Here is a 13,660-nt window from a genome sequence, read left to right on the forward strand (position 1 = left end):
TACTATTTTAGTCGCAGCAGGAAATTATCACGGTTTAACCCAGAGGTATGATAGTGCCAGTTTACGGTCACGACTTCATTAATTATTTTTTTGAGTGTATTAAAATCACTTGGTTTTTTGATATAAATATTGGCACCCTGAATAAATGTATCTTCAATATCTTCTTCAGATGATGAAGTAGAGTAGATGGCAATAATAATATTTTTGAGACGTTCAGTCTTTTTTATTTCGATCAAACATTCCTTTCCTGTCTTTTTTGGCATGTTCAAATCCAGAAATAAAATATCCGGAAGTTTGTTGTCAGGATCGTTTAAATGATCCATCAATTGCATTCCGTCGTGAACAAAATCTACGTTGGTCTGAATTTTTATTTCTTCAAATGCATCCTTAAAAAAAAGACGATCATCTTCATCATCATCAGCCAATAAAATATATAATGCGTTTTTTTGCATTTTAGTGTGGTATTTGGGTTTTTATTTTAAATTTTCTCTTCGCTTCTTGATAATTCTCTGAAAAGCCGATGGCGTAATTCCGGTGGTATTTTTAAACTGCGTACTCAAATGCGCAACACTTGAATAGTTGAGTAAAAAAGCAATTTCGGTCAAACTCATTTCGTTGATTATAATCAATTGTTTAGCTCTTTCAATTTTCTGTAAAATGATGAAATTTTCAATAGAAGAATAGGTTACTTCTGAAAAAACATTAGATAAATAGCCATAACTGTGGTTTAGTTTTTCAGCTAAAAAAACAGAACTTTTATAGTTGTTGCTGTCTTCCATGAAAACCAGTTCAATTATTGCGTCTTTTATTTTTTGCACCAAAACGCTTTTTTGATTTTCTACAATCTCAAAACCGCACGGGCTTAAATTATTTTTTAAAGTTTCGAGCGCATCAGCATCAAGATTGTCGGCAATCTCAATCTCGCCAAATCCTAAACTTGTAAAATTGATATTTTGCTGTTCAAGGTTTTGTTTAAGATAAAGAGAACAAATGGTATTAATGTCGAACTTTATAAATAGCTTCATTTTATAAAAAATTTGGTTAAAGATACTTAATTTATTTTTGGCGTTACTGTTTAATCTTTGATGAGAATGTTGAAACAGATAAAAAGAATTGAAATTTTTCAAAAAAATACCGCCTAATATATGTTTTACTAGACGGTATTTCCCTGAATTGAGTTCAAGTTCTTTTTTACAAATCTGAAAGGATTTGATGAAATTCTTCTTTGGTTTTACCCAATTTTTGCTGCAGTCTTCCGTACATCTCGTCTTCTTTACCTTCAGCAAACATTAGATCATCATCTGTCAGTTCAGCATATTTTTGTTTCAATTTTCCTTTTAGCTCATTCCAGTTTCCTTTTATTTCGGTCGTATTCATAACTGTCATTTTGAAATTAATTACATGGTAAAGTTCCCTTTTTTACAGTTAAAAGCTGTTACATTACTTTTGAATATTGTTGCATAATTTGCACTTTCATTTCGGTTTCAAGCTTGATAACGGCGCAACACCCAAGCCATTTTTTCATGTTCCTGAAGCAAGCCAGTAACAAAATCAGCAGATCCGGCGTCTTGCGTTTCATTTTCAAATACCGGAATATAATCTCGAAATTCTTTTACCAATTGTTCGTGATTCTCAAGAAGCTCTTCTAGCATGTGTTTTTGCGAAGTATATTCTTTTGGAGATTCCTTCAAAGTTGAGTTTTCGATAAATTCTTTCATTGTTCCGATGGTTTTTTCTCCAAGTTGGCTAATGCGTTCAGCAACTTCGTCAATTTGTGCTTCTAGAACACGATATTGCTCTTCAAATAATTTGTGCAATTCCATAAAACTGTTTCCTGAAATATTCCAATGAAATTTTCTCGTTTTTACATAAAGCGTCATTTCGTTTGACAAAATAGTGGCTAATATAGTGGTGCTCTTTTTTAAGTGTGAAGTCGAAATTCCGATATTAGGGCTCATAATGATCTGATTTTTAGGTTCAGTTTCAAAATTAGAGAAGAAAAGCTACTTTTTTCTTACATAATTTTCAAGAGTTGTTACAGGAATTCAATGTTAAATTAGATAATTAGATAATGTGGTAATTAGATAATTAGATAATGAAAATCCAAATAGGAACGAGGCTTCGGCTCCGCTGAGCCTGACAAATAATAAAACGTGAAACCGCAAACATGGAACATTTTCTATTGTCACCCTGAGCGGAGTCGAAGGGCGCTCCAATTGGAAGCCTGACAACAATTCACAATTCACCATTTACAATTCACAATTATAATTCGTAATTTTGCGCCACTATTAAAACACACTATGACAACACAACAGCTACACGAACAAATTCTTCAAAAAAAATCATTTCTATGCGTTGGCTTAGATCCTGATTTGTCAAAAATGCCAGAACATTTATTAGAAACGGAAGATCCTATTTTCGAATTTAATAAAGCGATAATTGATACCACACACGATTTGACAGTTGGATATAAACCAAACACAGCATTTTTTGAGGCATACGGAATTAAAGGCTGGATGTCGTTGCAAAAAACAATTAATTACATCAACGAAAATTACCCTGACATTTTCACAATTGCCGATGCAAAACGTGGCGATATTGGAAATACGTCAAGTATGTATGCAAAAGCTTTTTTTGAAGATTTGAATTTTGACAGCGTAACTGTTGCGCCATATATGGGAAAAGATTCTGTTGAGCCTTTTTTGGCTTTCGAAAACAAACATACCATAATGTTGGCCTTAACTTCAAATGAAGGCGCGTTTGATTTTCAGACCTTAACCACAAACGGAAAGGAATTATACAAACAAGTTTTGGAAACTTCTAAAACGTGGAAAAACAGCGAAAACTTGATGTATGTTGTTGGTGCCACTAAAGCGGAATATTTTACCGAAATTAGAAAAATTGTTCCAGACAGTTTCTTGCTAGTTCCAGGAATTGGCGCTCAAGGCGGAAGTTTGTCTGAAGTTTGCAAATACGGAATGAATGATAAAGTTGGATTATTAGTAAACTCCGCAAGAGCCATTATCTATGCTTCAAAAGGAACTGATTTTGCTGAAAAGGCAAGAGAAGAGGCTTTGAAAGTACAGAAGGAAATGGAGGAGATTATTCGTTCAAAGTTTCAGGTTTAAAGTTTGCTTTGAACATTATTTTTAACGCAAAGTGCGCCAAGTTTTTTTCGCAAAGTTCGCAGAGGTTTGAATTGAAGTTTTTTTAAGTTCTCAAAGCGTAGACAAAGCAAAACTTACACTCTTCTTTGAGAACTTTAGAAACTTTTATAAGGGTACGCATATAATTTCTTTGTGAACTTTGCGAAAAAAACTTGGCGCACTTTGCGTTAAAAACCACAATCTAAATCAATGAAAGAATTTCAAGACCAACTCGGGACAAATCACTTATTTGAGAATTCTCCAAAAAGAATTATCTCGCTTGTTCCCTCGCAAACCGAATTATTATATGATTTAGGTTTAGAAGAGAAAATAATAGGGATTACGAAGTTTTGCGTGCATCCGTTTCATTTTAAATCTACCAAAAAGATGGTTGGCGGAACCAAGAAAATCCATTTTGAAAAAATCAAATTATTGCAGCCGGATATTATTATTTGCAATAAAGAAGAAAACACGCAAGAAATTGTAGAACAGTTGAGTACAATTTGTCCAGTTTGGGTAACAAATATTATTTCGATTGAAGATAATTTCCAAATGATTTCAGATTTCGGGCAATTGTTCAATTGCAGAACCGAAGCGCAAAAGTGGAATGACAAATTAGCTTTCGCCTTGAGCGATTTCCAAAAATACATTCAGAATATAGAAGAAAAGAAAGTCGCCTATTTTATTTGGAAGAATCCATATATGGTTGCAGGAAATGACACTTATATAAATGAGTTGCTAAAACTGAATCATTTTAAAAACATCTACGAAGACAAAGGAAGATATCCGGAAATCGAACTTAAAAAATTGCGTTTGGAAGGTGATCCTGATCTTGTTTTCCTTTCATCTGAACCGTATCCGTTTAAAGAGGAAGATGCTTTTGAAATTGGAAGATTTACACATCATGCCAAAACCATTTTTGTAGATGGCGAAATGTTCTCTTGGCACGGAAGCAGATTGCTTAAGGCTTTTTCTTATTTTAAATTACTTCATGAAAGGTTGAAGAATTAAAAAAAAATCCCAATAATTTAAAATTCCAAATTCCAATTTTCCAGTTTTGCGAAATTGGGATTTGGATTTTTTTTTATTGGAATTTAATTCAAAAAAGAATGCCGACATCTCAAAGACGCCGGCATTATTTAACTAACCAAAACCAAAATAATAAATAACCAGTTTATTACATTACAAAGATCCGACATTTATCAATCTTATGCTGTTAAGGTCTTGTTATTACTTTGTTGGACAAAAGTTAATGTCTAAATATTTAAAATTCCAAATTCCAAATTTGCTAAAGATTGGAATTTGGAATTTTTTTATTGGGATTTAATGCGATTTAATATAAAAAAGAATGCCGGCATCTCGAAGACGCCGGCATCATTTAACTAACCAAAACCAAAATAATAAATAACCAGTTTATTACATTACAAATGTCCGACATATATCGATTTTTAGCTGTTAAGGTTTTGTTATTACTTTGTTGACCATAAGTTAAGATTTGTAAAATCGTCTTTCTGAGCTTTCTGCAGCGTTAAATAATTTTTGGCTATTAAAACATAATAACAATCAATTTTGTTTATTAATATGCTAATGATAAGTTTGTATATTTGATAAAGTGTTAAATATCAATGAAATGAAATTTAAAATAAAATTGGGATTTAGCCAAAAAATAGATAACAGCAACATAAAAAACAAAAGAAATGAGCGAATCAAATGAAAGTAAATGTCCTTATCATAACGGACAAATGAAAGCAACATCTGGAGCAGGAACATCTAATAAAGATTGGTGGCCAAATCGTTTAAATCTAAACATATTACGTCAACATTCTAGTTTATCAGATCCTATGGAAAAAGGTTTTGATTATGCTGCTGCATTTAAGACTTTAGATTTAAACGAAGTCAAAAAAGACCTTTTTGCATTAATGACAGATTCTCAGGATTGGTGGCCTGCTGATTATGGTCATTATGGTCCTTTATTTATTCGTATGGCTTGGCACAGTGCAGGAACGTATCGAATTTCTGATGGACGTGGTGGTGCCAGTTCAGGAAATCAACGTTTTGCGCCTCTTAATAGCTGGCCGGATAATGGTAATTTAGATAAAGCTCGTTTCTTGCTTTGGCCCATCAAACAAAAATATGGAAATAAAATTTCATGGGCCGATTTAATGATTTTGACAGGAAACTGCGCATTAGAATCGATGGGATTCAAAACTTTTGGATTTGCAGGAGGAAGAGAAGATGTTTGGGAACCAGAACAAGATGTAAACTGGGGAGCAGAAAAAGAATGGTTAGCTACAAGCGACAAAGCTAATAGTAGGTATTCTGGCGATAGAAACTTAGATGACCCTCTTGCAGCGGTGCAAATGGGATTAATATATGTAAACCCAGAAGGACCAGATGGAAATCCTGATCCGCTAGGTTCTGGTCGAGATATTAGAGAAACTTTTGCCCGAATGGCAATGAACGACGAGGAAACAGTAGCTTTAACAGCGGGCGGACATACTTTTGGGAAAGCGCATGGAGCAGGAGATGCATCATTAGTAGGAGCAGAGCCAGAAGGCGCGAGCATTGAACAAATGGGGCTTGGATGGAAAAGTTCGTATGGTACTGGAGTAGGCGGAGATGCGATTACAAGTGGGATCGAAGGTGCATGGAAACCAAATCCGACGACTTGGGATAACGGTTATTTTGAAACTTTGTTTAAATATGACTGGAAATTAACTAAAAGTCCAGCAGGTGCACATCAATGGACACCAACAGATGAGAGCGCTGCTGCAACTGTAGAAGATGCACATGACCCAACGAAAAGACATGCGCCAATGATGACAACGGCAGATATGGCCATGAGAATGGATCCAGCTTATGAAAAAATTTCAAGAGATTACATGCAGAATTTTGACAAATTCGCAGATGCTTTTGCAAGAGCTTGGTTCAAATTGACACACAGAGATATGGGACCAATCAGCCGTTATTTAGGGCCAGAAGTTCCTAGTGAAATTCTGATATGGCAAGACCCGATTCCTGCCGCTAAAAGCGAATTGAATCATAACGATATTGCTCTTTTGAAAGAGAAAATTCAAGCTAGCGGACTTTCAATTTCTCAATTGGTATCGACTGCATGGGCTTCGGCTTCTACTTTTAGAGGTTCTGATAAACGTGGAGGTGCTAATGGCGCTCGTATTCGTTTTGAGCCTCAAATTAGTTGGGAAGCCAATTCGCCTACACAATTGAAAAATGTATTAGCTACGTATGAAAAAATACAAAATGAATTTACAGCTACTGGAAAAGTAGTTTCTATTGCAGATTTGATTGTTTTAGGAGGATCTGTTGCAATTGAAAAAGCGGCTGCAAATGCAGGAGTAAATATTGAAGCTCCTTTTACGCCAGGCAGAGGTGATGCTACTTTAGAACAAACAGATGTTCATTCTTTCAACGCATTAGAACCAAAAGCTGACGGATTTAGAAATTATAAAAGTGCTAAATGCAATTCAGTAACAGAAGAACTTTTAGTGGATAAAGCGCAATTACTAGGGTTAACAGCTCCTGAAATGACAGTTTTGCTTGGTGGTCTGAGAGTGTTGAATACTAATTATGACGGTTCTAAACATGGTGTATTGACAAAAAATACAGAAACATTAAACAATGATTTCTTCATCAATTTACTAGATTTAGGTACAGTATGGAAAGCAACTAACGAAACTGGTGAAACTTTTGAAGGGCATAATCGCAAAACAGGTGAATTGAAATGGACCGCAACACGTGCTGATCTTATTTTTGGGTCAAATTCAGAATTGCGTGCCATTGCGGAAGTTTACGCATCTAACGATGCAAAAGAACGATTTGTAAAAGATTTCGTTACTGTATGGACAAAAGTAATGAACGCCGACCGATTTGATTTAGTTAAATAAGAATCTAAGATGCTAAGATACTAAGGAGCTAAGCTCTTTAGGAAATGGTCTAAAACAAGACCTGCTTCCAAATGAAAACCCTATAGGTTTTAAAACCTATCGGGTTTGTTGTTTAAAATCAAATTGCTTATAGACTGGACTGAAGTCCAGCCCTACAATATGATTCGTTCCTTTGGAACTATAAAAGAGCCTTTGGCTCGAACTATATTGTAGGGCCGGACTTCAGTCTGGTTTAACAGTGTGAAAATGTGAAAATGTGAAAATGTAAAATAATAACCCCAACAGATTTAAAATCTGTTGGGGTTATTATTTATGTTCAAAGTAAAAAAAAACTTAGTCCCGATAGCTATCGGGATAGCATCTTAGCAACTCAGAACCTTTTAAGAAAAAACCACCGTTTTATTACTGTAAACCATTGTTTTTCTTTCAGCATGCAATTTAATTGCTCTTGCTAGAACTATTCTTTCCAAATCACGTCCTTTCATGATAAAATCTTCAACAGAGTGAATATGGGAAACTCTTGCAATATCTTGCTCAATAATTGGACCTTCGTCTAATTCTTCGGTAACATAATGGCTTGTGGCGCCAATAATTTTTACACCACGTTTAAAAGCCGAATGATACGGTTTTGCGCCCGGAAATGCAGGCAAAAACGAGTGATGAATATTAATGATTTTATTTTCGTAAAGACTGATTAGATTTGGCGTAATAATCTGCATATAGCGCGCCAAAACAATAAAGTTGATTTCGTATCGCTTTAATAATTCAATTTGTTTTGCTTCGCCTTCTTCTTTATTGTCTTTTGTAAAAGGAACGCAATGAAACGGAATGTTAAAACGTTCAGCAACACATCTCAAATCATTGTGGTTGCTAATAATAACTGGAATTTCTACATTCAATTCATCAGCGCTGTAGCGTCCTAAAATATCAAAAAGGCAATGATCGTATTTAGAAACAAACAAGGCCATTTTTGGTTTTTGTTCCTGATTGTACAAATCCCATGACATATCAAAATCGGACGCAATAGTTTGATCAAAATCGGCTTTAAAGCTTTCTATTGTAGTTTTATGATTGGTAAATTCACATTCCAATCGCATAAAAAATACATTTTGCTCTACATCAACATGTTGATCGATGTACGTGATATTTCCTTCTACTTTAGCAATAAAAGTTGTCACTGCAGCGATAATCCCTTTTTGGTCTTTACAATGAATTAGAATGGTAATTTTTTGCATTTTGGTTTTTTTATTTTTTGGTTAGTTACAAAGTTGTAATCCCGAGGCCTCGGGACAAAGTTACAAAGGTCGCTTTGAACCTTTGTAACTTTGTCTCTTTGCACCTTAGAAAAAATTATTTTCCGTCCTGCATTGCAAAAACACTTTTCAATAAAGGTGTTGTTCTTGCACTGATATTATTACGGATTTCTTTTTCTTCTACAGCAATCATTTTAAAAACACCTGTTAATGCTTGATTCGTAGTATAATCAGTCAAATCTGGATTTACTTTTTTTACAAGCGGAATAGTGTTGTATTTTGTGATAATTTTTGTCCAAACTTCATCAGCTCCAACTTTTGCAAACGAGCTTTTAATCACCGGATTAAATTTCCCGTACAAAGCCGTTGTTGTGCTGCTTTGCAAATAGGATGTCGCGGCACTATCATTTCCAAGCAAAATATTTTTAGCATCTGTAAACGACATATTTTTAACAGCCGAAACAAATATTGGAGTTGCTTCTTTCACGGCATCTTCTGCCGCACGGTTTAGCATTTTGATTCCTTCATCAGCAAGAGAGCTCAGTCCTACTTTGCGCAATGTTGCATCTACTTTTTGTAATTCTTCGGGCAATAAAATTTTTACAGCTTCATTTTTGTAAAAACCATCCACTGCGGTTAATTTGCTCACTTGTTGTGTAATTCCTTTATTCAAGGCTTCTTTCAATCCAGCCGAAATATCGACACCACCAGCAGGAATTTGTGATGCAATTTGCGGAAGTTGATTTAAAGTCTGTTGCATTTCGGCGCATGAAATCATTGAAAATGTAAGGGCGAATAATAAAATCTTTTTCATTTATTGGGGTTGTTTAAGTTTCAAAAATACTACTTATTCAAAAACAACGCCACAATTTTATTTCGGGAGCAGAAAGATTTTGTTTCATAATTAACAACTGTCCCCCTATCCGTTTCACACGAGCGATAGCGAACTGACGAAGTACTGCTATCGGGGCTAGATCAGAAGTTTTTCGTTTTCTGAAAAGCAGAAAATTAGTTTTTATTTTATCACTGTATTTTTTTTCCACTCAATCAATAAATCTTTAAAAAAGGACTTTATATCTTGGTTGCTTCCATCAACAGAAACTTCAAATTTTGTATTGTCTTTCGCAGTGATTAGGGCATAAGGGCAATAAGTTGCTCCGGCTCGTTTTCCAGTGTCAATTTTTACAATGTCTTTATAAAAGGCATATTTAAGCTGATTGTTTTCAGGATTTCGTTTATCAATCCAGTAAGTTGCGACTCTTTTATTGGTGAAAAAATTTCCAGCAGTCTGTTTTGTGTCTTCAGAGTAAAATTTATAGATATTTTCGTCAGGCTCCAAAAGACCTAAACTTTTGATAAACACAATGTCCTCTTTATTAAGCGAATGGTGGTTTTCAATTTTATTGCATGAAAATACGGAAAACAGTAAAATGGCGAAAAAATACTTTTGCATAAATATTATTTCTCGAGTAAATCTATTTTCTCATCTGTATTTTTAATATAAACAGACAATTCACTGTATTTCCATTTTCCTCTTCTTTCACCTACAATAAACAAAGTGCCTTTGCCTTTAGGGCCTTTTATAGGCACTTGAACGTCACAAGTTCTGACTTCATTTCTTGCATTGACAGTTCCTGAAAACATTCCGTCGGTTTCTATAGGTTCTCCGAGTTTTTCGATTACAATTTTATTATGCTGTACCATTGCCATCGATTCCTTATAAGCATCAGAATCTTTGATAATTGTGGTCGCTTCAAACAAAATTCCGACTAGAAATAAGACAAAAAGTATAACTAAAGTCAAACAGCCCGTTGGCACAAACCATTTCCAGTTTTTGCCCCACCAGCTTCTTTTATCTACAATAAGTTCGTTTGAATCTTCCATATAAAATTTGTTTTAATAGATTGAATATCAAAGCTAAAATAAGAATTAATTTTATTGCTTTTAAGTGTTTTGCATTAAATTAAAAAATCTCCTTATAAAAAGTTTACAAGGAGATTTCTTTAAATATTTGAAATGATGTAGGTTTTATCTATTACTGTAAGCGATTTCTAGTAATGCATTAGAATTGGTGATTGCTTTCGCGACTTCTTGTTTTCTCATACAATCAGTGTCTTCAATTCCTGTAGTCAAAAGAAGTTTTCTAGGAATGATTGGCTTTTGATTAAAGATTGTTGCATATAGTAAAGTAGCTTGTAAAAATCCGCCATCATTTAAAAAGTAAAATGCATTATTTTCATTACGCAGATTGTCTTTGTTATTTATCAAATAGTTATAGTTGTTTTTCCCTTCATACGCATCGTTAATGGCATCTCCAACTCTTAACAAGCCTGCATTGTTAATAAATACCATAGCTAAGAGTGAATTTCTTCGTAATTCGTCATAGCAATCTTTGTAATTAGAATTTGTATAACCTACAGGAGGTGCTGGTTGATAAATATATATTGCAGCATCGGGACTATTTTTATGAATCTTTTGGACTATCATTTTTAGATTGGATCTGTATTTTTCAAGATTAGTCAGTGAAATTGGAATTGATTCTTGAAGTACAACATAGTCATAATAATTTCCATCTTTATCTCTATTAGAAAAATTCTGATTCGCTTCTGTTTTATTAGTTTCATAAACTTTATCAAGTGGTACGCCCATAGTTACCAACTGTTGTACATTCATATATTGATTGTTTGCATTGCATAATTCTTGAAACAAAGTAGGTGCGCTGACATAGTATTCTGTGAGGTTGTTTCCCATAAATAATATTCGTTTGAATCCCTCAGCTTTTGGCGCTTTTGGTTTGACAATCCCATCATCATTGACAATTACATCATTTGCTTTGTTATTGCAGGCACTAAGTATAACAGCCATGAGGGCAAAAAGGGAAATTTGTTTTTTCATTGTGAGTTTTTAATTAGAAAATTTGCTGATTTTTTTTAGCAAATCTCCTTTTAAGTAGTCACCATTTGAGCCATTAAAGGGTATAAAACTAGTACTTTAAGACAATATAATTTAAAGTTCCTCTATAGCTTTTAAATAGTTTCTAGCGTATAATTAAAAGAATATTTTTTTGATAATTAAAAATGAGTTAAAAATTGATTTGTTGTTTTTAATTAAAATCCAGCAAATCTCTTTTTAACTCATTACATATTAGTATCCTTGAAAAATAATTATTGTTTGGGACAAAAAAGGCGTTTAAACGTATTCTAAACAGTATAGATTGGGATTGTAAGTTGGGTTGATTTTCTTTAAATCAGTTAATATTTTGTGTGTGTAATCTTTACCTCCAATAGCTAAATAAAATAAAGATTTTGAAATGTAAAAAGGTCTCAATGGAAGCTCTCGCCAGCCAATTGTTATATTTTTTAAGAAATGTTTTATCGCGTACTTAAACGTTTTTTCTTCGGGACGAATAAAATAAATAGTATAGCTTTTAATTTTTGTCATCAGATTTGGAAACATTACAAATCGTCCGCCTTGTTGTATTAATAAATTGATTTCAAATAATGACAAACCTTCAATATTTTCTGTTTTCATGATCTATTGTTTTTGCAATTAATATTAGTAGTATTATGATGCAAAGTTGCGACGGAAATTAAAAATAAAAAGGACTTAAAAGATTTAAAATTAATAAATTAAGGTATTTTTTAAAATAGAAAAGTCGGGAATTCATTCAATTGAATTCCCGACTTTATTTTATATTAATAACGATTAATTTGAAGTTACAGACAATGGGCTATTCATTTCAGAATCTCTTTCATATACATCCTGAAAGAAACCAATTTCACCATTTTCATTTACTAATGATGTGAAATAAGTGATAAAAATGGGCACTTTTTTAGTCAATTTAAAAGTGTTTTCGGTTTTTCCTGCCATTGCTTTGTCAATTTTGTCTTGAGTCCATTCTGGATAATCTTTTAGCATTGCTGCGGCCAATTCTTTTGCCATTTTTACATTGATACAACCGTGGCTGAAAGTTCGTTGTTCAAAATCGAATAACGTTTTTGAAGGCGTATCGTGCATGTAAATATCGTCCGGATTTGGGAACATGAATTTCACCAAACCTAAAGAATTTTCTGGTCCTGGTTTTTGTCGTATTTGGCCATTTACCATTTCCATATTTTTTTCTGCAAGATAATTTGGGTCTGCGGCAATTTTAGATCTCAATTCGTTTTGCACAATACTTTGTGGCACTGTCCAATATGGGCTAAAAACAATTCGGTCAATTTCGCCATTAAAAATGGTTGTTTTAGTTAAAGGCGCTCCAACAAACACTGGTGAGGTCATTTGAACTTTTCCATTTTTAACATAAACTAATTCATAAGAAGGAATATTAACCAATACATACTCGTCGCTCGCCGCAATTTGAGCCGAAATTTCACGGCATCTTTCCATATTAAGTTTCAAAGTAGCGACTTTATCTTCAAGCGGAACATTCATTTCTTTAATATGTTCTGCACTCAAAATATAATTTGGTTTGAATCCGTTACGAACTTTGTATTTCATTACGGCATCCATCAATTCACGATCATAAACATCGCTTTTAGAATCTTGTTTCAAATCGCCCAACAAGTATAAACGTGTTCTCACTTGGGCAATAGTATTTGAAACGGCATCTGGGCGCAAGTCTTTGTATGGATTTTCTGCAGGAACAATTGGTTTCCATTTGCTTGATTTTTCTAATCTTTTGTATTTTTTTAGAACATCTTGCAATTTATAATATTGATCAAATTCTACTTTCGCATCTGCTGAGGCTGTTGGTGTTGTATCTTCAAGCGTGCTGAAATTCATAAAATCTTTCAACATAGCATCATAAGACATTTTTTTCTTGGCATCTGCGTTGCTTTTTTTCGCATATACAATATACAATGAGCTCAAAAGCATATCAGCATCTGTTTTTGACAGATTCGATTCAGATGAAGAGTCAAAAAGCTGTTCAATTTCTTTTTGATAAGGAATTACCAAATTATTTGTTTTTTTGGCTTTTTCGTACAATGCTGTACCAAATTCGCTGATTTCATTTTCATCATACCAAATAGTTCCAACAGATCTATTTTTGTATAACGACATGATATCAGATTTGTATTTTTTCAAATCAGAGTATCTTTTAAAGAAGTCGTTTGAAATTTCATTTTCGTCATCATTTGGGGTTGTATGAATGATGGCAGCGTTTGGAGTTTTTGTATATGAAAAATTTGTGCTTTCAATTCTGTTATAAGAAGATACAAAAAAACTCAAACCTAAAATTACGGTGAATGAATATAGTGTTTTCATTTTTTTAAATTTTTACGTTTTACTTTTAATTTGCTAAGTTTTTGGTAAAAATTTGGGACTTTTCTACAGTGCTAAATTACTATGAGAG

At 33.5% G+C, this 13,660-nt stretch carries 14 protein-coding genes; 3 read left to right on the forward strand and 11 right to left on the reverse strand.

The genetic code is table 11. The features are described from left to right. Positions 1 to 2: 2 nt before the first annotated feature. From SCB73_RS13145 to SCB73_RS13160, 4 genes are all read right to left on the reverse strand, one after another. Positions 3 to 452 (reverse strand): response regulator, encoded by a 450-nt coding sequence (locus SCB73_RS13145; protein WP_320566680.1) that lies wholly within the window; start codon positions 450 to 452, stop codon positions 3 to 5. Positions 453 to 473: 21 nt separating this feature from the next. Next, the gene (locus SCB73_RS13150; protein ID WP_320566681.1) at positions 474 to 1,025 is read right to left on the reverse strand and encodes a helix-turn-helix domain-containing protein; all 552 of its coding nucleotides are present in this window, start codon (positions 1,023 to 1,025) and stop codon (positions 474 to 476) included. Positions 1,026 to 1,191: 166 nt separating this feature from the next. Continuing rightward, on the reverse strand, positions 1,192 to 1,377 hold the full coding sequence (locus SCB73_RS13155; protein ID WP_012024385.1) for a CsbD family protein: 186 nt from the start codon (positions 1,375 to 1,377) through the stop codon (positions 1,192 to 1,194). Between the two features lie 107 nt (positions 1,378 to 1,484). Beyond that, positions 1,485 to 1,958: a Dps family protein gene (locus SCB73_RS13160; RefSeq protein ID WP_320566682.1), complete on the reverse strand. Its 474-nt coding sequence runs from the start codon at positions 1,956 to 1,958 to the stop codon at positions 1,485 to 1,487. A 342-nt stretch (positions 1,959 to 2,300) separates the two neighbouring features. Here SCB73_RS13160 and pyrF point away from each other — a divergent pair, with 342 nt between their 5' ends. The 3 genes from pyrF to katG all read left to right on the forward strand — a co-directional run bounded on the left by pyrF (position 2,301) and on the right by katG (position 7,051). Then, the gene (pyrF, locus tag SCB73_RS13165; RefSeq protein ID WP_320566683.1) at positions 2,301 to 3,128 is read left to right on the forward strand and encodes an orotidine-5'-phosphate decarboxylase; all 828 of its coding nucleotides are present in this window, start codon (positions 2,301 to 2,303) and stop codon (positions 3,126 to 3,128) included. Between the two features lie 228 nt (positions 3,129 to 3,356). Beyond that, positions 3,357 to 4,157 carry an ABC transporter substrate-binding protein gene (locus SCB73_RS13170; RefSeq protein WP_320566684.1) on the forward strand — a complete coding sequence of 267 codons (801 nt, stop codon included), beginning with the start codon at positions 3,357 to 3,359 and terminating at the stop codon, positions 4,155 to 4,157. A gap of 686 nt (positions 4,158 to 4,843) precedes the next feature. Next, positions 4,844 to 7,051, forward strand: a complete 2,208-nt coding sequence (gene katG, locus SCB73_RS13175; RefSeq protein ID WP_320566685.1) for a catalase/peroxidase HPI — start codon at positions 4,844 to 4,846, stop codon at positions 7,049 to 7,051. 380 nt (positions 7,052 to 7,431) lie between these two features. Here katG and purU read toward each other — a convergent pair whose 3' ends face one another. From purU to SCB73_RS13210, 7 genes are all read right to left on the reverse strand, one after another. Then, positions 7,432 to 8,286: a formyltetrahydrofolate deformylase gene (gene purU / locus SCB73_RS13180; RefSeq protein ID WP_320566686.1), complete on the reverse strand. Its 855-nt coding sequence runs from the start codon at positions 8,284 to 8,286 to the stop codon at positions 7,432 to 7,434. Between the two features lie 115 nt (positions 8,287 to 8,401). Beyond that, entirely contained in the window at positions 8,402 to 9,118 is a 717-nt protein-coding gene (locus tag SCB73_RS13185; protein ID WP_320566687.1) for a DUF4197 domain-containing protein, read from the reverse strand. A 201-nt stretch (positions 9,119 to 9,319) separates the two neighbouring features. Beyond that, positions 9,320 to 9,757: a hypothetical protein gene (locus tag SCB73_RS13190; RefSeq protein ID WP_320566688.1), complete on the reverse strand. Its 438-nt coding sequence runs from the start codon at positions 9,755 to 9,757 to the stop codon at positions 9,320 to 9,322. Positions 9,758 to 9,762: 5 nt separating this feature from the next. Then, a complete protein-coding gene (locus tag SCB73_RS13195; protein ID WP_320566689.1) occupies positions 9,763 to 10,188 on the reverse strand; it encodes a cytochrome c oxidase assembly factor Coa1 family protein in 426 nt (141 codons plus the stop codon). A 144-nt stretch (positions 10,189 to 10,332) separates the two neighbouring features. Further along, positions 10,333 to 11,199, reverse strand: coding sequence for a hypothetical protein (locus SCB73_RS13200; RefSeq protein WP_320566690.1), 867 nt, complete (start codon positions 11,197 to 11,199; stop codon positions 10,333 to 10,335). 294 nt (positions 11,200 to 11,493) lie between these two features. Beyond that, a complete protein-coding gene (locus tag SCB73_RS13205; RefSeq protein WP_320566691.1) occupies positions 11,494 to 11,835 on the reverse strand; it encodes a hypothetical protein in 342 nt (113 codons plus the stop codon). Between the two features lie 174 nt (positions 11,836 to 12,009). Beyond that, on the reverse strand, positions 12,010 to 13,572 hold the full coding sequence (locus SCB73_RS13210; RefSeq protein WP_320566692.1) for a L,D-transpeptidase family protein: 1,563 nt from the start codon (positions 13,570 to 13,572) through the stop codon (positions 12,010 to 12,012). Positions 13,573 to 13,660: the final 88 nt, after the last annotated feature.

This window comes from Flavobacterium sp. KACC 22761, from assembly GCF_034058155.1.
In the GTDB taxonomy this organism is placed as follows: Bacteria; Bacteroidota; Bacteroidia; order Flavobacteriales; family Flavobacteriaceae; genus Flavobacterium.